24 protein-coding genes are annotated in these 20761 nt (G+C 61.5%); 10 read left to right on the forward strand and 14 right to left on the reverse strand.

What is annotated here, in order from left to right:
• Positions 1-4: 4 nt before the first annotated feature.
• From CAG02_RS18200 to CAG02_RS18210, 3 genes are read right to left on the reverse strand one after another with little or no spacing between them, the layout of a single operon-like run.
• Positions 5-910, reverse strand: coding sequence for a 5'-nucleotidase (locus CAG02_RS18200; protein ID WP_085710768.1), 906 nt, complete (start codon positions 908-910; stop codon positions 5-7).
• A gap of 31 nt (positions 911-941) precedes the next feature.
• Entirely contained in the window at positions 942-1898 is a 957-nt protein-coding gene (locus tag CAG02_RS18205; protein ID WP_085710769.1) for a putative 2-dehydropantoate 2-reductase, read from the reverse strand.
• Positions 1898-2284, reverse strand: a complete 387-nt coding sequence (locus tag CAG02_RS18210) for a co-chaperone YbbN (RefSeq protein WP_085710770.1) — start codon at positions 2282-2284, stop codon at positions 1898-1900. Before CAG02_RS18210 ends, CAG02_RS18205 begins: the two co-directional genes overlap by 1 nt.
• Between CAG02_RS18210 and CAG02_RS18215 the strand changes: the two genes are divergently transcribed.
• A complete protein-coding gene (locus CAG02_RS18215) occupies positions 2283-2726 on the forward strand; it encodes a PilZ domain-containing protein (protein ID WP_085710771.1) in 444 nt (147 codons plus the stop codon). The genes CAG02_RS18210 and CAG02_RS18215 overlap by 2 nt on opposite strands.
• 129 nt (positions 2727-2855) lie before the next feature.
• Complete coding sequence (locus CAG02_RS18220) at positions 2856-3932, forward strand: 3-deoxy-7-phosphoheptulonate synthase (RefSeq protein WP_011335309.1); 1077 nt, start codon at positions 2856-2858, stop codon at positions 3930-3932.
• 69 nt (positions 3933-4001) lie between these two features.
• On the opposite strand, the gene CAG02_RS18225 is transcribed toward CAG02_RS18220, so the two are convergent.
• On the reverse strand, positions 4002-4283 hold the full coding sequence (locus CAG02_RS18225) for a GNAT family N-acetyltransferase (RefSeq protein WP_007955658.1): 282 nt from the start codon (positions 4281-4283) through the stop codon (positions 4002-4004).
• Between the two features lie 637 nt (positions 4284-4920).
• On the opposite strand from CAG02_RS18225, the gene oprI reads away from it, so the two are divergent.
• The gene (gene oprI / locus CAG02_RS18230) at positions 4921-5172 is read left to right on the forward strand and encodes an outer membrane lipoprotei OprI (RefSeq protein WP_003183784.1); all 252 of its coding nucleotides are present in this window, start codon (positions 4921-4923) and stop codon (positions 5170-5172) included.
• Positions 5173-5295: 123 nt separating this feature from the next.
• Here oprI and CAG02_RS18235 read toward each other — a convergent pair whose 3' ends face one another.
• The 3 genes from CAG02_RS18235 to CAG02_RS18245 form a co-directional block, all read right to left on the reverse strand.
• Positions 5296-6267, reverse strand: coding sequence for a L,D-transpeptidase family protein (locus tag CAG02_RS18235; protein WP_085710772.1), 972 nt, complete (start codon positions 6265-6267; stop codon positions 5296-5298).
• Positions 6268-6417: 150 nt separating this feature from the next.
• Positions 6418-6711, reverse strand: a complete 294-nt coding sequence (locus CAG02_RS18240) for a hypothetical protein (RefSeq protein WP_007908575.1) — start codon at positions 6709-6711, stop codon at positions 6418-6420.
• A gap of 57 nt (positions 6712-6768) precedes the next feature.
• Positions 6769-7374, reverse strand: a complete 606-nt coding sequence (locus CAG02_RS18245; RefSeq protein WP_085710773.1) for an arylesterase — start codon at positions 7372-7374, stop codon at positions 6769-6771.
• Positions 7375-7384: 10 nt separating this feature from the next.
• Here CAG02_RS18245 and CAG02_RS18250 point away from each other — a divergent pair, with 10 nt between their 5' ends.
• From CAG02_RS18250 to greB, 3 genes are read left to right on the forward strand one after another with little or no spacing between them, the layout of a single operon-like run.
• Positions 7385-8068 (forward strand): ABC transporter ATP-binding protein, encoded by a 684-nt coding sequence (locus CAG02_RS18250; protein ID WP_085710774.1) that lies wholly within the window; start codon positions 7385-7387, stop codon positions 8066-8068.
• Complete coding sequence (locus tag CAG02_RS18255) at positions 8068-10572, forward strand: ABC transporter permease (RefSeq protein ID WP_085710775.1); 2505 nt, start codon at positions 8068-8070, stop codon at positions 10570-10572. Before CAG02_RS18250 ends, CAG02_RS18255 begins: the two co-directional genes overlap by 1 nt.
• A 34-nt stretch (positions 10573-10606) precedes the next feature.
• Positions 10607-11104 carry a transcription elongation factor GreB gene (gene greB / locus CAG02_RS18260; RefSeq protein WP_003226818.1) on the forward strand — a complete coding sequence of 166 codons (498 nt, stop codon included), beginning with the start codon at positions 10607-10609 and terminating at the stop codon, positions 11102-11104.
• 3 nt (positions 11105-11107) lie between these two features.
• Here the strand turns inward: greB and CAG02_RS18265 are convergent, their stop codons facing one another.
• The 3 genes from CAG02_RS18265 to CAG02_RS18275 form a co-directional block, all read right to left on the reverse strand.
• Positions 11108-11416 (reverse strand): hypothetical protein, encoded by a 309-nt coding sequence (locus tag CAG02_RS18265; RefSeq protein ID WP_085710776.1) that lies wholly within the window; start codon positions 11414-11416, stop codon positions 11108-11110.
• A 250-nt stretch (positions 11417-11666) separates the two neighbouring features.
• Positions 11667-12101 (reverse strand): DoxX family protein, encoded by a 435-nt coding sequence (locus tag CAG02_RS18270; protein ID WP_085710777.1) that lies wholly within the window; start codon positions 12099-12101, stop codon positions 11667-11669.
• Positions 12102-12207: 106 nt separating this feature from the next.
• Positions 12208-13629 (reverse strand): transglycosylase SLT domain-containing protein, encoded by a 1422-nt coding sequence (locus CAG02_RS18275; RefSeq protein ID WP_085710778.1) that lies wholly within the window; start codon positions 13627-13629, stop codon positions 12208-12210.
• Positions 13630-13867: 238 nt separating this feature from the next.
• Between CAG02_RS18275 and CAG02_RS18280 the strand changes: the two genes are divergently transcribed.
• The 3 genes from CAG02_RS18280 to CAG02_RS18290 all read left to right on the forward strand — a co-directional run bounded on the left by CAG02_RS18280 (position 13868) and on the right by CAG02_RS18290 (position 16751).
• Positions 13868-14674, forward strand: coding sequence for a TatD family hydrolase (locus CAG02_RS18280; RefSeq protein WP_085710779.1), 807 nt, complete (start codon positions 13868-13870; stop codon positions 14672-14674).
• Positions 14675-14783: 109 nt separating this feature from the next.
• Positions 14784-16265: a methyl-accepting chemotaxis protein gene (locus CAG02_RS18285; RefSeq protein ID WP_085710780.1), complete on the forward strand. Its 1482-nt coding sequence runs from the start codon at positions 14784-14786 to the stop codon at positions 16263-16265.
• A 120-nt stretch (positions 16266-16385) separates the two neighbouring features.
• Positions 16386-16751: an Mpo1-like protein gene (locus tag CAG02_RS18290; RefSeq protein ID WP_085710781.1), complete on the forward strand. Its 366-nt coding sequence runs from the start codon at positions 16386-16388 to the stop codon at positions 16749-16751.
• 1 nt (position 16752) lies between these two features.
• On the opposite strand, the gene CAG02_RS18295 is transcribed toward CAG02_RS18290, so the two are convergent.
• The 3 genes from CAG02_RS18295 to CAG02_RS18305 form a co-directional block, all read right to left on the reverse strand.
• Positions 16753-17547, reverse strand: a complete 795-nt coding sequence (locus CAG02_RS18295) for an acyl-CoA thioesterase II (RefSeq protein ID WP_085710782.1) — start codon at positions 17545-17547, stop codon at positions 16753-16755.
• A 121-nt stretch (positions 17548-17668) separates the two neighbouring features.
• Complete coding sequence (locus tag CAG02_RS18300; RefSeq protein ID WP_085710783.1) at positions 17669-18436, reverse strand: CHAD domain-containing protein; 768 nt, start codon at positions 18434-18436, stop codon at positions 17669-17671.
• A gap of 77 nt (positions 18437-18513) precedes the next feature.
• Entirely contained in the window at positions 18514-18792 is a 279-nt protein-coding gene (locus CAG02_RS18305; protein ID WP_007963692.1) for a hypothetical protein, read from the reverse strand.
• A gap of 218 nt (positions 18793-19010) precedes the next feature.
• On the opposite strand from CAG02_RS18305, the gene CAG02_RS18310 reads away from it, so the two are divergent.
• Positions 19011-20048 carry a patatin-like phospholipase family protein gene (locus CAG02_RS18310; RefSeq protein ID WP_085710784.1) on the forward strand — a complete coding sequence of 346 codons (1038 nt, stop codon included), beginning with the start codon at positions 19011-19013 and terminating at the stop codon, positions 20046-20048.
• On the opposite strand, the gene CAG02_RS18315 is transcribed toward CAG02_RS18310, so the two are convergent.
• Positions 20045-20743, reverse strand: coding sequence for a response regulator (locus CAG02_RS18315; RefSeq protein WP_085710785.1), 699 nt, complete (start codon positions 20741-20743; stop codon positions 20045-20047). The genes CAG02_RS18310 and CAG02_RS18315 overlap by 4 nt on opposite strands.
• Between the last annotated feature and the right edge of the window lie 18 nt (positions 20744-20761).

Raw genomic sequence — 20761 nt, forward strand, 5'->3', positions numbered from 1 at the left:
GGCTTTAGACCGCCGGTTCGTTGCTGATGCCGTGGGGGACATGGCCGGTGGCAACCACCTCCCGGGCCAGCTCGCAGTGACCGGCCTGATCGTCGAAAAACACGTCCGCAGCGAACGCTTCAAGGAACGCCGACTTGGTCAGGCCGCCCAGAAACAGCGACTCGTCCAGACGGATGTCCCACTCACGCAAGGTGCGGATCACCCGCTCGTGGGCTGGCGCCGAGCGCGCGGTGACCAGTGCGGTGCGGATCGGGCAGTTATCGTCCGGGAACTCACGCTGCAACAGATTTAGCGCTGCCAGGAAGCCCTTGAACGGGCCGCCGCGCAACGGTTCTCGAGCGGATTCACGCTCCTTGGCCTGGAAGGCTTCGAGGCCGCCGGACTGATAAACCCGCTCAGACTCGTCGGAAAACAGCACCGCATCACCGTCGAAGGCGATGCGCAATTCATCACTGGCCGCACGGCTGGCGCCACCGGAAAGAATCGTCGCCGCCGCAAAGCCGTTGTCCAGCGCCGAGCGCACGTCCTCAGCATGAGTGGAAAGAAACACGTCGCAGCCGAACGCCTTGAGATAAGGATAAGGACTGCGCCCGCCGACAAACGCCGCACGGGAAATCGCCAGGCCGTAATGATCGATCGAGTTGAACACCCGCAGGCCGGTGTCGGCACTGTTGCGCGACACCAGAATCACCTCGACCCGGGCACGGCCGAGGCGACTGTTGAGGTTGAGCAGCTTTTCCACCAGCGGAAAGGCATCGCCCGGCGCGAGGATTTCGTCTTCGTGCTCAATCTGATATTGCCGATAGGCCTCGACGCCACTCGACAGGTAGACCTTGTGACTCTCGCTCAGATCGAACAGGGCACGGGACGAAATCGCCAGCACCAGTTTGTCATCGATGTTCTTGGCCATGCCTTCCCCCTGATCCCCTCAAAGAATCGACTCAGGTGTTACGCCGGTCGATGAAACGCAAATGGCGATACAACGCCTCGATTCGCGGCAGCTCGCAACCTGCCGCTTTTGCCGCCGCCAAAGGTCGAGCGTAGATGGCGTCCAGCTCCAGCGGTCGCTTGTGCAGAAAATCGTGGTACATGCTCGGCCAGTAGTCGGGCATTTTCTCGGTCATCATGAACAGGTACTCGGCGTAACCGGGCGGCATGTCATGGCCACAGGCCTTGGCGCCCTGCACCACTTCGGCCATCAGCGCCTGGATCTGCGCGCGGCTGTCGGCATCGGCCATCAGCGGCGTGGTACTCGCCCCGAGCAACACCGAAAGACCATTGTAGGGAATGTTCCAGACCAGTTTCTGCCAGCGCGCCTGATGCAGGTTCGGCATGGCCTGGGAGTCGATGCCGGCGGCACGGAACAGACCGACGCCCTCCTCGACGACCGCCATGCGCGCCGCATCATCGGCTGCCGGGCCGCTGTGATAACCGACGTTCACCGCCCCCAGCGCCTGATGGGTGATGTGGCCCGGACCTTCCCGATGAACGCAGATCAGGCACAGGCCGCCCAGCAAGTGCAGGGAATCGGGCAGCAACGCCCGCAGACTGTCTTCGACGTCGAGGCCGTTCTGCAGCACCAGCACTTTCGCGTCGGGTTTCGCCGCCTGAATGATCGACGGCGCCAGGCCAGCGTTGCTGGTGGTCTTGGCGCCAACCAGCAACCAGTCACAGGGCGGCATGTCCTCAGCCGATGAATAGGCCTGCACCGGGTTCAGCGTCAGTGTGCCGTGAACCGCGCTGTCCACCTGCAAGCCGCGCTCAGCGACCGCGGAAAACTCGCTGCGCAGCAAAAAGTGCACATCGAATCCGGCCCGGGCCAGCATCAAACCGTAGAACCCTCCGATTGCGCCGGTGCCGATTATCCCTACCACCGGCTTCTTGACGACTGCCCCCATCACGGCAACTCCTCTGCAATTCGATCCAGCGCCTGCGCCACGGCTGCGTTGAGCTCAGCGGCATTCAGACGCGTGTGTACTGCCCCAAAGAACTCGCCGTCGCGCACCACGAACAGCGCCGGCAAATGAAAGACCTGATAACGCTCGACCAGACCACCATTGTCGCCGGCGTCGATCCAGCACAGGCGATCGACTGCCAGATCCAGCCCCGGCAGAACCTCGCGGGCATAACGGCAACTGGCGCAGCCGACACTGGTGAAGATCACCAGCGAAACGCCGCTCATCGCCAGCAGCCGTTGGTCGGCGTCGAAATCGGTCAGTTCGGATTCGAACACTATACTGGGGGAAACAATGTCAGATGGCCGACACAGGGAGTCTGTGCTCATGGGACGGTTTATTCCTCATCCGGATGATGTGCCCGTCGAATTAACGTTGCTCAAACCTGAGTGTATTTCGCGGCAACAGCTGCACACTATCAGCCTCGGCGGCATCGCTTGCAATTACCACCGCGCCTGGCGTCATGGCACCGCGCTGCAAGTGCGCATGCCGACCCTCAATGCCGACATCTGTTATCCGGGCTACGTGGCCTGGTGCCTGCGACGCAAGAAAGGCTATCTGGTGGGCATCGCCTTCACCGACGAGCAGACCCTGTTCAGCGCCCGAATGGGTGAGCAGGTGTGTCAGATCGAACGCTATTGCCGACTCAACGACGCGCACGACGACCTACAGGATATTCAGGCCCTGGCCCTGCAATGGGTCGAACAACACGCCGACGAGTTCTCCCACGACACCGTTCGCAAGGCTTTTGCGCAGCCAGTACTGGACTGAACAGTGACTTGCCCATTGTCGACAGGCGCCTGACGCGCTAAGGTTCGGCTCCCCGACGCGCTTAAATCTGCTGTGCTCCGCCGCGCGGGGATCGCTGGCGGCCGGCACCCGTGACCTGACGAGTAACCGATGGCTGATTTACCGATCAACGACCTGAACGTCGCTTCCAACGAGACCCTGATCACTCCCGATCAGCTCAAGCGTGATATCCCTCTGAGCGACGCTGCCCTGCGCACCGTCACCAAGGGTCGCGAAGTCATCCGCAATATTCTCGATGGCACCGACCACCGTCTGTTCGTGGTCATCGGGCCTTGCTCGATCCACGACATCAAGGCTGCCCACGAATACGCCGACCGCCTGAAGGTGCTGGCGGCGGAAGTGTCGGACACCTTGTATCTGGTCATGCGCGTGTACTTCGAAAAACCGCGGACCACCGTCGGCTGGAAAGGCCTGATCAACGACCCGTACCTGGATGACTCGTTCAAGATCCAGGACGGTCTGCACATCGGTCGCCAGTTGCTGCTGGACCTGGCCGAGAAAGGCCTGCCGACCGCGACCGAAGCCCTCGACCCGATCTCTCCGCAGTACCTGCAGGATCTGATCAGCTGGTCGGCCATCGGCGCCCGCACCACCGAATCCCAGACCCACCGCGAAATGGCTTCCGGCCTGTCCTCGGCGGTCGGTTTCAAGAACGGCACCGACGGCGGCCTGACCGTGGCGATCAACGCCTTGCAGTCGGTCTCCAGCCCGCACCGTTTCCTGGGCATCAACCAGGAAGGTGGCGTGTCGATCGTCACCACCAAGGGCAACGCCTACGGTCACGTGGTACTGCGCGGCGGCAACGGCAAGCCGAACTACGATTCGGTCAGCGTCGCCCTGTGCGAGCAGGCGCTGAACAAGGCGAAAATCAAGCCGAACATCATGGTCGATTGCAGCCACGCCAACTCCAACAAGGATCCGGCCCTGCAACCGCTGGTGATGGAGAACGTCGCCAACCAGATCCTCGAAGGCAACCAGTCGATCATCGGCCTGATGGTCGAGAGTCACCTGAACTGGGGCTGCCAGGCGATTCCGAAAGACCTCGCAGACCTGCAATACGGCGTTTCGATCACCGATGCCTGCATCGACTGGTCGGCCACCGAAAACACCTTGCGCAGCATGCACGCCAAGCTCAAGGACGTACTGCCGAAACGTCAGCGCGGCTGACAGCCGTTTCGCAGGCATAAAAAACGCCGGGCATTGCCCGGCGTTTTTGTGTGTGCGGTGTGAGGTCAGTCAGATCTTGGCAGTGCGCCGCTGATGACGCTCCATGTAGCGCTCCACGTAGGAGCACGACGGGATGACCGTGTAGCCCATTTCATCGGCGTACTGCAGTGCCCGCTCGGTCAGGGCTGCCGCGATGCCTCGGCCACGCAATGCGTTGGGCACGAAGGTGCGGTAGATATCCAGGGTCTGTTTCCCCAGATCCATATAGGTCAGGTAGGCACGATGACCGTCCACATTGGTCTCGAACTGATGACCAGCCTGGTCATGGTGGATGGACAACGCCTCGCTCATCACTACTCCTCGCGGGTCTCGAATGCTGACCCCTACCTTACCGATGTTTTCCCGGCGAAGGAACATCTACGCCACCCCGTGCCTGATGGACACCGAGAAGAACCGCACCGATCTCGCGCAACCCGAGCACGTATCAAATAGTAGGCACCAATGACGAAAATGCTCAAGGCGCACTCGTCATCAGGCTGATTGACGGGGCAGTTCCGGTGGACTCAGGACCGGGTCGGGAGAACCTTGTCCCGCACCGAAAGGCTGAACATCGCCGGATGTTGAGACTTAAGACGTGCCTGGTTTTTTAAAGTCACCTGAACATGGACAAAGATATGCGAGCTGTCACGCAAAATCGGAACAAAAGTGTAGACGAACCCATATAGGCAGACTCTAGCCACTACCTGCAAAACAGCACCCGACAACGGGAACTTTTTCTCAATAACTCGCTCACGACGGGCGTTACAGCTGAATATTTTTTATACAGCCCGGTTAAAAGTTGCTCGAAAAAGAATCAACGCCTACAATTTTTTTTGCTTCTTGCCTTACGTCAGTTTACTTACTACAAGTAATGGGTAGTATGTACGCCGGCTATTTCCTCAATCGGAGGAGACAGCCACTTAATTGAAAGTCCTTGAAGGGGAACACGATGAACAACGTTCTGAAATTCTCTGCTCTGGCTCTGGCCGCAGTTCTGGCTACCGGTTGCAGCAGCGCATCGAAAGAAACCGAAGCACGTCTGACCGCTACTGAAGACGCAGCTGCTCGCTCCCAGGCTCGTGCAGACGAAGCTTACCGTAAAGCTGATGAAGCTCTGGCTGCTGCTCAAAAAGCACAACAGACTGCTGACGAAGCTAACGAGCGTGCTCTGCGCATGCTGGAAAAAGCTAGCCGCAAGTAATAGTCCTTCGGGATTGTTATCAAGCCGACCCGTTTTTCGGGTCGGCTTTTTTTTGCCTGAAATTTTCTTCATGCAATAAAAAACCCGCCGACGCGCAAGCATCGGCGGGTTCTGTTTTCCGGCTTACTGTTGCAGGTCGATCGGTGCGCTGGAAACGATCGGCGCCGAGGTGTTCGGTGTGCCGATTTCGGTTGGCAGGCCATCTTCCGCCGCCACCACATCACGCACCACATCCCAGTTCATGCGCAGGTTGTTGGTGATGTCTTCACGCTTGAGCATCGCGTTGATCACGGCGGTGTGCTTGTCGACCACCGACGGGTTGCCCTTGTCGTCGATCGGCGTGTGCGCTTCCAGGTAGATCTTGCCGCCACTGCGACCGAACTTGTACGCGTCGTTGAGTATTCGGACCGAAGTCCCCACCGGCACCATGCTGGCCATTTCCAGCACGTTGTTGTTGAACATGCGGAAGCAGCCGTGGCTGGTGCGCATGCCGATACCGAACTTCTTGTTCGAACCGTGGATCAGGTAGCCCGGCGTGCCCAGGGTGAACTTGAACGGACCCAGCGGGTTGTCCGGGCCGGCCGGCACTACGTTCGGCAGCGGATCGCCATCGGCGGCGTGTTCGGCCTTGATCGAGGCGGGTGGTGTCCAGGTCGGATTCGGCGTTTTGGCGGTGATCGTGGTGTGGGCGATTGGCGAGCCCCAGCCTTCGCGACCGATACCCAGCGGGAAGGTGTACACCACGTTCCGGCCTTTCGGGTAGTAGTAGAGACGGTACTCGGCAAGGTTGATCACGATGCCTTCACGCGGACCCGGCGGCAGGATGAAACGGGTCGGCAGGACCACTTCGGTGCCGGCGCCCGGCAGCCAGGCATCGACGCCCGGGTTGGCTGCGACCATTTCCGAATAACCCAGATCGTAGGTGGTGCCCAGATCGGCAAAGGTGTCTTCGTATTTGGCCTTGATCACCTGCACCTGGCCGATGATGTCTTCACCAGGTGGTGGCAGGGGAAACTCCAGGGCGGCAACGGGACCGGCCACACACAGGGCGGCAAGAGACAGGCAGCGGGTGACGGCAGGGAAACGCGGCAACATCCGGAGAATCCTTCGCAAGATCGACAAGGGTATAAGAACGCGATTGTACACCGCGCCCAGGGAATTCGGGGAGATGCGCCGATGGGCTGGCAGCAGTCTTCATAATTGAAGCTGTCGCCAGACCGGACGGTGTCCGGCAGGTGCGCGTGCTTAAAGCTCGAAACGTAGCTCGGGCCAGATCGGCGAGGTGCCACGCTTCTGCGATTCGAGAATCGCCCGGCACAGCGAGCACAGGCGCTGATCCTGAAACACCCGGCGATCCACGCTGGACCAGCGCGGTTGCGCCGGCAGCAGACTGCCGCAAAGGGTCCGGTCAGCCGAGCCACCGAGCTCCAGTTGACGGGTCACCAGATGCACCCGCACTTCCTGGCAGGCGAACAGATCCAGCTGTTCGTCAGGCTCGATCAGTTGGTAGGCAAACAGGGACCAGGCAGAACGCGACATCGGGGGCTCCATTTAGGGGGGCGCCACATTAGCCGAAAGCCTGCCGCTAGAAAAGCCTCATAACAGCGGTTTTAGCGTCGGCCAGACATTTTCCAGCAACTTGCCCTGAGCCCCGGCTGCCGGGTGCAGACCATCGGCCTGCATCAAGTCCGGATGCCCGCCCACACCCTCGAGGAAAAACGGCACCAGCGGGATCTTTTTCTCCTCGGCCAGCTTGCCGTAGACCTCGGCAAAGGCATCGGTGTAGCGCTTGCCGTAATTGGGCGGCAGTTGCATGCCGAGCAACAGCACCCTGGCACCGCTTTGGCGAGAGCTGTCGATCATCGAGGCAAGATTTTGTTGCAATTGCGTCGGCGGCATTCCGCGCAGGCCATCGTTGCCCCCCAACTCGAGGATCACCAGCTCCGGTTTATGCTCTGCAAGCAGCGCCGGCAGCCGCGCCTGGCCTCCGGCACTGGTGTCGCCGCTGATGGAGGCGTTGACCACTTTATCGTCAAAACCTTCGGACTTGAGCCGCTGCTCGAGCAACGACACCCACCCCAACCGGGTATCCAGTCCGAAACCGGCGCTGATACTATCGCCAACGATCAGGACTGTACCCGCCGCTGCGTTCTGGGCCATGCACATCAAGGCCAGGCCAGCACTCAAAAACCACACACGCATCGGATTCTCCATGGGCGCAAGCATTCTCACCGCGAAGAACCTTAGCAAAGTGGTTCCCAGCGCGGAAGGTGAACTGACCATCCTGCACGAACTCAGCCTGGAACTGAACAAGGGCGACAGCCTGGCCATCGTCGGCGCGTCCGGTTCCGGCAAATCCACCCTGCTCGGCCTGCTCGCCGGCCTCGATCTGCCGAGCAGCGGCGAAGTCGTTCTCGCCGGCCAGTCCCTGAGCAATCTCGACGAAGACCAGCGCGCGCGCATCCGTGCCGAGCACGTGGGCTTTGTCTTTCAGTCGTTCCAGTTGCTCGACAGTCTCAATGCCCTGGAAAACGTCATGCTGCCGCTGGAGCTCGATGGCCGCAAAGACGCCCGTGGTCGCGCCACCGAATTGCTACAACGGGTCGGTCTCGGCCAGCGCCTGACGCACTCGCCGCGCCAGCTCTCCGGTGGTGAACAACAGCGCGTCGCCATCGCCCGGGCCTTTGCCGCCGAGCCGGACGTGCTGTTCGCCGACGAACCCACCGGCAACCTCGACAGCCACACCGGCGAGCGCATCAGCGACCTGCTGTTCGAACTGAACAAGGAACGCGGCACCACCCTGGTGCTGGTGACTCACGACGAACGCCTGGCCCATCGCTGCCGGCGCCTGATCCGACTTGAAGCCGGCCTGCTGGTCGCCCCCCTGGAGCCTTGATGGCACGTCTGCCGCTGTTGCGCCTCTTCAGCCTTGCCCTGCGCCAGCTCATGCGCGATGCCCGCGCCGGGGAGTTGCGGGTGCTGTTCTTCGCCTTGCTGGTGGCCGTGGCGGCAAGTACTGCCATCGGCTACTTCGGCGCCCGCCTGAATGGTGCGATGACCTTGCGCGCTACCGAGTTTCTCGGCGCGGATCTGGTGCTCGAAGGCAGCTCCCCCGCACGGCCGGAGCAAATCAGAAGCGGCACCGATTTGCGCCTCGACCATGCACAGATCGTTGAATTCTCCAGCGTCATCGCCACCGACAACGGCATTCAGTTGTCGAGCATCAAGGCGGTCGACCGTGCCTATCCGCTGCGTGGCGAACTGAAAAGTGCCCCGGCACCGTTTGCTGCCGAAACGTCCGGTGGCGAACCACAACCTGGAGAAGCCTGGGTCGAATCGCGCCTGCTCACGGCGCTGGACCTGAAGATCGGCGACAGCATCGACGTCGGCATGAAGACGCTGAAACTGACAAGGGTGCTGACTTACGAACCGGATCGCGCCGGCAACTTCTACAGCCTGACGCCACGGGTGCTGATCAACCTCGACGACCTCGCCGCGACCGGCGTGGTCCAGCCCGGCAGCCGGGTGAGCTACCGCGAATTGTGGCGCGGCGAACCCAACGCGCTGGAAACCTATCGTCAACTGATCAAACCGGGCCTTGCCGCCAACCAGCGGATTCAGGATGCCCGCGACGGCAACCGGCAGATTGGCGGCGCACTGGGCAAGGCCGAGCGCTATCTGAACATGGCCAGTCTGGTCGCCGTGCTGTTGGCCGGCGTAGCGGTGGCGCTGTCGGCGAATCGCTTCGCCAGCCGCCGTTTCGATGCCAGCGCCCTGCTCCGCTGCCTGGGACTGTCACGCCGGGAAACCATGGTGCTGTTCAGCCTGCAACTGGCGGTACTCGGCCTGTTCGCCAGCCTCAGCGGCGCCCTGCTTGGCTGGCTTGCTCAGTTGGGATTGTTTGCGCTGCTGCATGATCTGTTGCCGACCGACGTACCGCCGGGTGGCTTGCTTCCGGCGCTCGCGGGGATCGGCACCGGGCTGGTGGCGCTGGCCGGTTTTGCTCTGCCGCCGCTCGCCGCCCTCGGCCGTGTGCCGCCGTTGCGAGTGTTGCGCCGCGACATGCTGCCAATTCCGTCGAGCACCTGGATGGTCTATGGCGCGGCACTCGGCGCGCTAGGGCTGATCATGTGGCGCCTGAGCCTGGATCTGCTGCTGACGTTTGCCTTGCTCGGCGGTGGCGTGGTCGCTGCGCTGGTCCTGGGTGGATTGCTGTTGCTGCTGCTCAACAGTCTGCGTCGCCTGCTGGCTCGCGCATCGCTGCCGTGGCGCCTCGGTCTGGGCCAGTTGCTGCGTCACCCTCTCGCGGCGGCCGGGCAGTCCCTGGCATTCGGTCTGATCCTGCTGTCCATGGCGTTGATTGCACTGTTGCGCGGTGAATTGCTCGACACCTGGCAAAACCAGCTGCCGAAAAATGCTCCCAACTATTTCGCCCTGAACATCCTGCCGGCGGACAAACAGGCCTTCACCGATCACCTGATCAATGTCTCGGCCCAGGCCGCGCCGTTGTACCCGGTGGTGCCGGGACGGCTGATCAGCATCAATGGCGAAGCGGTGCAACAGATCGTCAGCAAGGATTCGGCCGGCGACCGGGCGATCCAGCGTGACCTGAGCCTGACCTGGGCGGCCGACCTGCCGGCGGGCAACAAGCTCACCGCCGGTGAGTGGTGGAAAGATCAGCCACAGGACGATGTTCCGGGCGTGTCGGTGGAAGGCAAGGTTGCCGAAAGCCTCAAGCTCAAACTCGGCGATCACCTCGTGTTTACCGTTGGCGGAGTCAATCGCGAAGCGAAGGTCACCAGCCTGCGAGAAATCAACTGGGACAACTTCCAGCCGAACTTCTTCATGATCTTTCAGCCCGGCACGTTGAAAGATCTACCGGCGACCTACCTCACCAGCTTCTATCTGGCGCCCGGTCACGACCAGCAGATCGTCGAGCTGTCGCGAACATTCCCGGCGGTGACCATCCTGCAGGTCGAAGCCTTGCTCGAACAGCTGCGCAGCATCCTCGCCCAGGTCACCCTGGCGGTGGAGTACGTGTTGTTGTTTGTGTTGGCGGCCGGGATGGCGGTGCTGTTTTCCGGGTTGCAGGCCACGCTCGATGAACGCATTCGCCAAGGCGCACTGTTGCGTGCGCTGGGGGCGGAACGGCAGTTGCTGGTCAAGGCGCGGCGGATAGAGTTCGGCCTGCTTGGCGCGGTCAGCGGATTGCTGGCGGCCATTGGTACGGAAGTGGTGAGCCTGGTGTTGTATCGCTTCGCATTCGATCTACCCTGGCACCCGCATCCATGGTTGCTGGTACTACCGTTGATCGGTGCGGCCCTGATCGGTGGCGCCGGCGTGTTCGGCACCCGTCGGGCACTGAATGCGAGCCCGCTGACAGTGCTGCGCGAGGGTTGATAGACTCCAGCCCTCAATACCACAAGAAGTTGCCATGAGCCGTTATCGCCCTCCCCGCACCGCTGGCACCGCGCTGATCACCCCCGAAGGTGAAGCGCGGATGCGCGCCGAATTCCATGAGTTGTGGCACGTACGTCGGCCACAGGTGACGCAGTCGGTTAGCGAAGCGGCGGCTCAAGGCGATCGGTCGGAAAATGCCGAGTACACCTACGGCAAGAAGATGCTGCGCGAGATCGACAGCCGCGTGCGTTTTCTCACCAAGCGCCTCGAGGCGCTGAAGGTGGTCAGCGAAAAACCGAGCGATCCGAACAAGGTCTACTTCGGCGCCTGGGTGACCATCGAAGATGAGGACGGCAAACAGTCGCGCTACCGCATCGTCGGCCCGGACGAGCTGGATCTGAAACTGGGCCTGATCAGCATCGACTCGCCGCTGGCCCGTGCCCTGATCGGCAAGGCGCTGGACGCCGAAGTGCGGGTCCAGACGCCAACCGGCGAGCAATTCGTTTATATCGTGGCGATCGACTATCCCTGACGCTCAGCGCCGGGCAATCAGACCCTGGCGGGCAACGCGGGTCAGTTGATGGATCATTTCCGGAGCGTCTTCAGCGCTGGGCGACTGGATCACCGCCAGGTCGAAACTGTCATCGGCAAAACGCGCCAGCGACTCGCCGTCTTCAACGAACTGGATCAGGAATGCGGCAGGACCGCCGCTGCGACGTGGCCAGCCATCGAGATAACGCAACAGCGTCGGCTGATGTTTACCGCCAAGCAGGATTTTTGGATTGCGCTGGGTGATATGCGCGGTGATCGGCGCGGGACGTGCTGGAGGGCGAAGTGCATTCATCGTGTCGTGTCTCTGCCTCAAAAGTCTGCATGGCAGGTGAGAGGCAACACCGAACCAGCGCTTTAGCGGTATTTCGAAGCCCTGTTCCGGCTTCTGACGGCAACTGAAGAATAGTCACCTGGCGCCCCGCAAGTAGCTGTTTAAATCGGCGCATGAGCGGCATCCTAGAGAACGTGACCAGCGAGTGTCAAGAATCAGCCGCAACAAAAAAGGCCCGCACAATGCGGGCCTTTTGCTTGAACCAGAGCGGTTAACCGGCGATGGCGCGGTCTACCGAAAGTTTGCCGGCGCCTTCGATCATTACCGCGAGGCTGCCACCGAGCAGAGCCAGGGCGAACTCGTAACCGTTGTTGGCCATGAACAGACCGTTGCTGATGTGCACGGTGAAGATCGCCACCAGCGACAGGAAGGTCAGACCGAGTGCCGCCGGACGCACCAGCAGGCCGATGATCAATGCCAGACCGGCGAAGAATTCAGTACCGCCCGCCAGGGTCGCCATCAGGTAACCAGGCGTCAGGCCGATGCTTTCCATGTATTGCGCGGTGCCGGCCAGGCCGTAGCCACCAAACAGGCCGAAGAGTTTTTGCGAACCGTGGGCGGCGAAGATCACGCCGACGGCAATGCGCAGAATGGTCAGACCGTAGCCGGCGCGGGTGAACAGGACCTTGTTGATCAGAGAGCTCATGTTTGTATTCCTTGTTGGAGAAGTGCTTGTTGGTTGGCCGCCATATTAATCAGTTAAATTTATGTTAAAAGCGCAAATATTCCGCCATAACAATCAATTTATTTGATCATTTGCGTGAGACAACTTTCTGTCCCCGGGGCTCCAACGACTCACGCTCCCGGTCGAACGCCAAGTAATACTTGTTCACACTATTAACATAGCTGACGGCGCCCATACCCACCTGCTCCATGGCGATGCGCTCGACCTGGAAGAACCACTGGTTCGGGTTAAGCCCGCGGCGCCGGGCCTCGGCACGCATGCCCTGCACACGTTCCGGGCCGATGTTGTAGGCAGCCAAGGTGAACGCCATGCGCTCGCGCTCGTTGAGTTTGGGGCTGTTGAAGAACTTGCGGCGGATCATCGCCAGGTACTTGGCTCCGGCCTGCACATTCGCATCGAGATTCTGGATGTTGTTGACGCCGACCCGCTGCGCGGCGGACGGCGTGATCTGCATCAGCCCGGTCGGTCCGCCGCCACCGCGCGCACTGGGTTGCAGTGCGGATTCCTTGAACGCCAGCGCAGCCAGATTGAGCCAGTCCATGTTCTGCGCTTCGGCATGCTTTTGCAGGGTCGGACGCAGTTTTTCCAGGCGCTGGCGGTCAGCCTTGGCCAATGGATAGTGGACTTGATAGAGACGACGGTAGATCCGCAGAAACGCCGCGTCTTCGTTCGACGGCGTCTTGTAGCCGGTCAGGAAGCGGTCGATGCTCGCCCGCAGCATCGAGGCATCACGCCGCACGAACCAGTATTCCTCGCCCGGTTCGCTGATCATCAACTGCCGGTCGAAGCGCAGCTTTGGCAGGATCTTGCCCCAGCGCTCGGCAATCGGTTGCTCGACGATGGTCAGGTGGAAGATGCCACCCTGGACCATTTCCAGCACGTCCTCGACGGCCAACGTAGGATCGACCCATTCGATCTTGATCGGCGCCAGTTTGTGCAGCGCCAGTTTCTGGTTGAGCTGACTGACCGCGTCCCCCGCCGCACTGCCGGTGGGCAGCGCCAGGGTTTTGCCGGCCAGTTGCTCGACCTTGGTGTAGCGCTTTTCGCCCTTGATGCCGACCAGCACCAGCGGCACATTGCTGGCGATCGGCTCGCTACTGGCGACCGCGTGGCCCGGTTGCAGGTCGAGCAGTTCGCCCGGGGCCACCAGATCACCTTCGCCACGCTGTAGCGCGCCGAGTAACTGATCCTTGGCTTTGGGAATGATCTTGAGGGAAATTTCCTGGCCGTCACGAGCGTGGCCATTGAGGTACTGCTCGAAGGCGCGCAAACGGTGATATTCGACGCCGATGGTCTGGCCCTGGACTTCGCCGGAGCTATTGCGGCTCTGGTTGACCAGCACTCGCAATACACGGCTGCTGCGAATCTCGGTCAGGTCGCGGACCTTGGCGGCCGGCACGGCTTGCAGCGGCCCGGGCAGGCGCGCAACCGCCGTCAACGGCAGCAGCAACGAACCACACAGCAGGAGCAAAACCGAGGGACGAACCATCCACTCTCCGGAAAGAATACGGGGCGTTTTTTGCCGCTGAACGGTCGCAAAAACACCGACGAAAACAGAGCGCCTGGAGCGCTGATAAAGTGCGAGAGACTGGCACAGTGATGGCAACCGCGCCACCCCGTGTTGCCTCGCGGCCTCAACAGACAGCCATAAGCCGTTGTAGTTCTTGGTTTTTCTTTTAAATCTACTGCTCTGATATGCTTTCCGGCCTTCGGCCCGAGGTAGCACCATGCAACTCATCGATATCGGCGTCAACCTGACCAACCCCAGTTTCGCCGACAAACATCAGGCCGTGCTCGACCGCGCCTACGCTGCCGGGGTCTGCCAACTGGTGCTGACCGGCACCAGTGTCGAGGGCAGCGAACAGGCACTGGAACTGTGCCGGCAACTGGATGCGGACGGCCAGCGACTGTACGCCACCGCCGGTATCCATCCACATTCGGCCAGTGACTGGAACGCTGAAAGTGCACGGCGTCTGCGCGCTCTGCTGAAGGAATCGAACGTGGTGGCGGTGGGTGAATGCGGGCTGGATTTCAACCGCGATTTTTCCCCGCGCCCGCAGCAGGAAAAAGTCCTCGAAGAACATCTGGCCCTGGCCGTGGAACTGCAACTGCCGGTGTTCCTGCACGAACGTGACGCGAGCCAGCGCCTGCTGGAAATCCTCCGCGATTTTCGTGACCAATTGCCTGCCGCCGTGGTGCATTGCTTCACCGGCGAGCAGAAAGCGTTGTTCAGCTACCTCGATCTGGATCTGCACATCGGCATCACTGGCTGGATCTGCGATGAGCGTCGCGGCACCCATTTGCATCCGCTGGTGAAGGAGATCAAACGGGGTCGCCTGATGCTGGAAAGCGATGCGCCGTATCTGCTGCCGCGCACACTGCGACCGAAGCCGAAAAACGGACGAAACGAGCCGGCGTTTCTGACCGAAGTGCTGCGTGAAGTGGCGCTGCATCGGGGCGAAACCGAGGAAGATCTCGCAGCCCATACCACTGCATGCGCCCGGGCATTTTACAGACTGCCCGCCCTGCCCTGAGCCAATTCAGATGCATCAACTGTTGATGCATATCAAGATCCGGACACCTGCGTAGCGGCACAATAATGGCACCTTGCCAAAACTGTTTCCGCTATCAGAGAAGACCTCCATGGGTGCCTGGCTTAGCAATATCTCGCTGAAATACAAATTCTGGGCGGTCAATGCGGTCGCCTTCGTCACCACCCTGTTGTTGGTGCTGTACGCCGTACAGCTCGAACAACAGGCTCGCAGCCACGCCGCGCAGGCCTCCGTACAGGCCCAGGCGCAGTTGCTCAAGGCCTGGCCGGCCGGACAGGCGCTGCCCAAATCCGATCAAGTGCTGACGTTCAAACGCGGTGAAGCCCCGCGCCTCAGCGATCAGCCGCTGCTGGAGATCACCGACAGCAACGGCTGGATCGAGATCAGTCACCTGCCGTTGTTCGGCGAAAACCCGCTGCTCGGCGCCGAGGTGTTCAGCCGTGCCGATGGCCAGCAGGTCGCCGTGATTGCCTACGCCCCGAGCCTCAGCCAGGTGTTCAGCGAACGCTTCGCCAACTACGCGGTGGCGGTGTTCATCCTGATGCTGGCGATGCTCGGTGCTTCGCAGCTGCTGATCCGCTTTCTGCTCAGCCAGCTCAACACGCTCAAGGATGTGATGCTGCACGTGGAAAAAACCGGCGACCTTTCGGCCCGGGTGCCGCTGGCCTGCAAGGACGAAGTCGGTCAGATGGCCAATGCCTTCAACGCGATGCAGGCCGGCTACCAGCGCGTGGTCACCACCGTGGCCAACACCGCGCGGCAACTGGACGTCGGCGCAGCGCGGCTGGCGTCGAGCATGAACGAGGTGCGCCACGGCATGCTCGGCCAGCAGAGCGAAACCGATCAGGCCGCCACGGCGATCAACGAAATGACCGCCACCGTCTACCACATCGCCCAGCACGCCGGTGCCACGCGCGACTTGTCGCAGACTGCCGACGGTCTGGCCGGCAGCGGTCAGCAAGTCGTCACCCGCGTCCAGCATTCGATTGCCGGCCTGTCCAGCGGCGTGCAGCAGACGGCCGAGATGATCCAGCGTCTGGCCGAAGACAGTCAGAAAATCAACGGCGTGGTCAGCGTGATCCACAGCATCGCCGAGCAGACCAATCTGCTGGCGCTCAACGCCGCCATCGAAGCGGCCCGTGCCGGGGAAATGGGTCGCGGGTTCGCGGTGGTCGCCGACGAGGTGCGCAACCTCGCGAAACGTGTGCAAACCTCCACCGATGAAATCACCACCATGGTCTCGGCGTTGCAGGCTGGTACTCGCGATGCGGTGGATTTCATGCAGGAGAGTTCGTACAAGGCCGACGACTGCGTGCAACAGGCGCAAGAGGCCGGCGAAGCGCTGGCGGAAATCACCGGCGCGGTGGCGCAGATGCGCGAGAGCAATACGCAGATTGCGGTAGCGGCGGAACAGCAGAGCCAGGTGGCCGAAGAGATGAACCGCGCGGTGGTGAGCATTCGTGATGTGACCGAGAACACCGTGCAGCAGACCGTGGATTCGGCGACCACCAGTAACGAGCTGGCGACGCTGGCCGGGGAACTGAACAAGGCGATCGGTCAGCTGAAGCTCTAGGGGGCAACATCAGGAATGGCCATTGTCCCTATCACTGCAATAGCCAACCTTGATTCGCCGCCCTGGCTGCCCGGGCCTATTCTTCAACCATGAATCGAACATGGATTGAGGAGCAACAACATGGGCAAACGTCACCCCAACCTTCCCGCATGGCAATGGCGCGCGTACCCGGCCAATCACCAGCACCCGACCAATCTGGTGCTGCACTTGATTGCCGTGCCGCTGTTCATCGTCGCGTTTTTGCTGATCGTCTCGGGCGTGTTCAGTCTGAGTCTGGCGAGCGTGGTGATTGGCGTGATCGGGATCGTCGCGGCGCTGGGTCTGCAGCGCCACGGCCACAGCCTGGAGGCGCAAGCCTCCGAGCCGTTCAGTGATCGCAAGGACGCGGTATCGCGCCTGCTGGTCGAGCAGTTTCTGACCTTCCCGCGCTTTCTGCTCAGCGGCGGCTGGTACCGCGCCTGGCGTGAACGGCACCGCCGGCATTGAGTCAGGCGAAGATCGTCACCGTCTGCCGGCTCATGGCGATCAGTTCTCCCTGGGCGCTCCACAGTTTGGCGGCGACATGACCATAACCGTCGGCGGCGTACTCGATGTCCGCCAGATACTGGCACCAGTCCAGCGTGCTCAAATCGTGTAAAGGCTGAACGAATTCGATGGTCCAGGTCAGCGTGCTGCCCGGCGCCGGTTTCTTCAGATACGGCAACAGCGCAGGCGGCCAGGCATCAACCAGCGCCAGCAGATGCGCCTCGTTGACCGGCTCTTCCTTCACATCCCCACGCAAGCGCACCCAGCCGCCCATCAGCCGCGATTGAATGCCGGTGAACGGCATGCCGCCGACACTCCAGCGCATCGCCAGATGGCGCATGAACTCCGGGGTCACGCCTTTGATGTAGGGCAGTTCCTGGCAATCGTCCCAATGTTTCATCTCGGGTGCCGGATAGGCTTCAACCGCCACTTCCGAAGGGCGCGAAGCACCGAAGCTGCCTTGCACCATCGTCACCACCTGGCCGTTCTGTACGGCGCGTCCCAGCACCTGAATGACCGCTTTGCCTTCACGCAACACCTCGACCTCGAAGCTCACCGGCACTTCAGGCTCGACCGGGCCGACGAAGGTGATCGCCAGCGAACGTACCGGTCGATCGGCTGGCACCCGGGCGCGCATCACTTCAAATTGCAGTGCGGCAACCAACCCGCCAAAACTGGCCCGACCCTGGCCCCACTCGGCCGGAATGGTGACCTCCGGTTGACGGCGGACAGCATCGATCAGATCGCAGAAGCGCATGGGAACCTCGGACACGAAAAAGGGAATGACCGGATCTTAACCAGCGCGGCAGAGCGGCGCAGCGTCCATTCCGGTCAAAGAGACTGACAGATAAGACAGCCGCGCCGAGCTGTAGAGGGATTCAGGATTTGAAGCAGGCGGCGCTGAGTTTTTCCAGCACCCGGTCAGCCTTGCTTTCGGCCTTGATCATGGTGGCCTGCCAGGTGGCGACGCAGGGTTGCAGATCCGCTTCCTGCTCGGCCTTCGCCAGCCATTGCCAGCAATCGTGCCAGTCACCCAACGCACCCTGTGCGGACTTCAGGCGCTCCAACGCGGGTTTTGGCAGGCGATCGAGTTCGGGATAAGCCTCGATACCGTAGCGCACACGCTTGATCAGCAGGCGCAGGCGATGGCGGTCGTGGGCCGGATCGTGCAGCGCCACGTCGAGGTTTTTCCATTGTTTGCCCAGGCGTTTTTCGATGCGCTTGTCCAGATCATCGAGCAATCCCTGACGCTGGGACGCCCGCAGGAAACGCGGGAAGGCATCGAGGATCATCAGCAGCGAAGCCACTTCCGCACTCGCCGCCAATGCCGGATAAGCCTCGGCCATCTGCGCCATGCGCCGCTGCGCAGCCTCAGGCTGGCCATGTCCAAGCAGGTACGCCGCCAGCACCTCGCGGTCGCGCCATGGCGTGGTCACTTGCCCGACACCGGCCGCCGCATCTTCCAGTTGCTCGACACCGGGCAAACCGCGCAATGGCCGCAACAGGCTGCGCAAGCGGCGCACGGTGGTTCGCAAATCATGCAGCGCCTCAGGGTCGGTCCGGGCGGTCAAACGTGCCTGACAGGCCAGCAGCCTGACTTCCAGGCTCAGGACATGAGCCACCAACCGGTCGACCAACGCAGACATTACTTGCTCCTGTATTCAATGGCGCTGCATGAGTGTGCACCTGCGCAAGGCACCTGCACTTGCGCTACGTCAGCAGCTTAGCGCCCGGCGCGGGATTCGCGAATGTAGAAACGCGCCTTCTCGGCTTTGTTGCTGCAACCTTCGAAACCCTCGAATTGCTGCTGGGTCTTGGCCGCCGTCAACAACGACAGGGCCTTGGAGTAACTCACCGTTCCGGCAAAACCCTCGGCCTTGGCCAGATCCAGCTCATGCCATGCCGCATCGAGCTGGCTGCCGCAGCTGTCGCGGTAGGCAGTCTTGCCGGCGCAACCGGCCAATGCCAGAGCAATCAAGGGCACACAGATCCAGGCTTTCATCGCTTACACCTCAAAGATAGGTCAACAGTCGTGCAGTTAAGACGTTCGGGTGGTGAAAAAGTGCCTTGTGCCCCGTGAATCCACCGCACGGCAAAAGATAACGCCAGCGGGTCATGAAGTATCGAAATAACGACGCCAGCGCCACCCCGAACGACCCTGACGATTGTAGCCCGGCCCTCGATGGGTGCATTGTGGAAACCTGTCGGGGAGGAAGTCTGATGAAAAAGCGTGTCGCACTGGTGCTGGGCTCCGGTGGCGCCCGGGGCTATGCCCATATCGGGGTCATCGAGGAGATCGAACGGCGTGGTTACGACATCGCCTGCATTGCCGGTTGTTCGATGGGGGCGGTGGTCGGCGGAATCTACGCGGCCGGCAAACTCGACGAGTACCGACGCTGGATCGAAGGCCTGGATTACCTCGATGTGCTGCGGCTGGTGGACGTGAGTTTCCGCCTCGGCGCGATCCGTGGCGAAAAGGTCTTCGGCCAGATCCGCAAGATCGTCGGCGAAATCAACATCGAGGAGCTGCGCATCCCCTACACAGCCGTGGCCGCCGACCTCACCAATCAACAGGAAATCTGGTTTCAGGAAGGCTGCCTGCATCAGGCCATGCGCGCCTCGGCGGCGATTCCCAGCCTGTTCACCCCGGTGATGCAGGGCAACCGGATGCTGGTGGACGGCGGCATTCTCAATCCGTTGCCGATCGTGCCGGTGGTGTCGAGCCACTGCGATCTGATCATCGCGGTCAATCTCAACTCGACCAACCAGCGCCATTACAAATTGCCGGTGATCCAGCGCCCTGCCGCGTTTCGTAGTCGCTTCGACAATCTGATCAGTTCACTCGGTTCGAAGATGCCGTTCCGCCGCACACAAGCCGAGCAACTGCTGCGACTGGAACAGGAAGCGTTGCGCGCCGAGGCCGCCGAGATCAATCCATGGGTCGAAGGCGCAGAGCCCGAAACCCAGCAACCGGCCGCCGCCCCCGAGCGCGACGGCGCACCGAAGTCTGCCACCGGTTCGTTCATCGTCGATAACGTCGGGCCGGCGTCGTTACTGGATCTGATCAACCAGAGTTTCGAGGTGATGCAGACCTCGCTGGCGCAGTACAAGATCGCCGGGTATCCACCGGACATCCTGATCAACGTGCCGAAGCGAGTGTGCCGGTTTTTCGAGTTCTACAAGGCGCCTGAACTGATAGCACTGGGCCGCGAAATTGCCCGGGATACGCTGGATCGCTATGAGAGCGAGCAGAGCTAAACGCTGTTCTCGTTCAACAATCGATAGCCGACACCGGCCTCGGTCACGATGAATCGTGGCCGGGTCGGATCGTCCGCCAGTTTCTGCCGCAGATGGCCGACGACGATCCGCAGGTAATGACTGTCCTCGGTGTGGGTCGGCCCCCAGATGTCCTTGAGCAGTTGCTGCTGGGTAATCACCCGCCCCGGATGCCGCGCCAGTTGCGCCAGCACCGCGTATTCCTTGCGAGTCAGGGCGACTTCGACGCCGTCGAGCAGCACCCGGCGATAAGCCAGATCCACCGTCAGCGGGCCGAACTCGAGTGCCGCTTGTTGCGCCTCTCCGGCCGGGGCCTGGCGCAACAATGCTCGCACCCTGGCAAGAAACTCCTGAATGCCGAACGGTTTGGTCACGTAGTCGTTGGCACCGCCATCCAGCGCCTGGACTTTCTGCCCTTCGCTGGCCCGCACCGACAGCACCAGCACCGGCGCCGTGGCCCACTCGCGAAACTCGCGCAGCACTTGCTGGCCGTCCATGTCCGGCAGGCCGAGGTCGAGCACCAGCAGGTCGGGCTTGTTCAGCGCCGCCTGGGCCAACCCCTCGGCGCCGGTGCCGGCCTCCAGCACTTTGTAGCCTTGCGAGGCGAGGCTGATGCGCAGGAACTTGCGGATCTGCGGTTCCTCGTCGATGACCAAAATGGTCGCGGTCTGAGTCATGAGTTCACATCAACACAA

Source organism: Pseudomonas sp. R43(2017), from assembly GCF_002112345.1.
GTDB classification, from domain to species: domain Bacteria; phylum Pseudomonadota; class Gammaproteobacteria; order Pseudomonadales; family Pseudomonadaceae; genus Aquipseudomonas; species Aquipseudomonas kribbensis.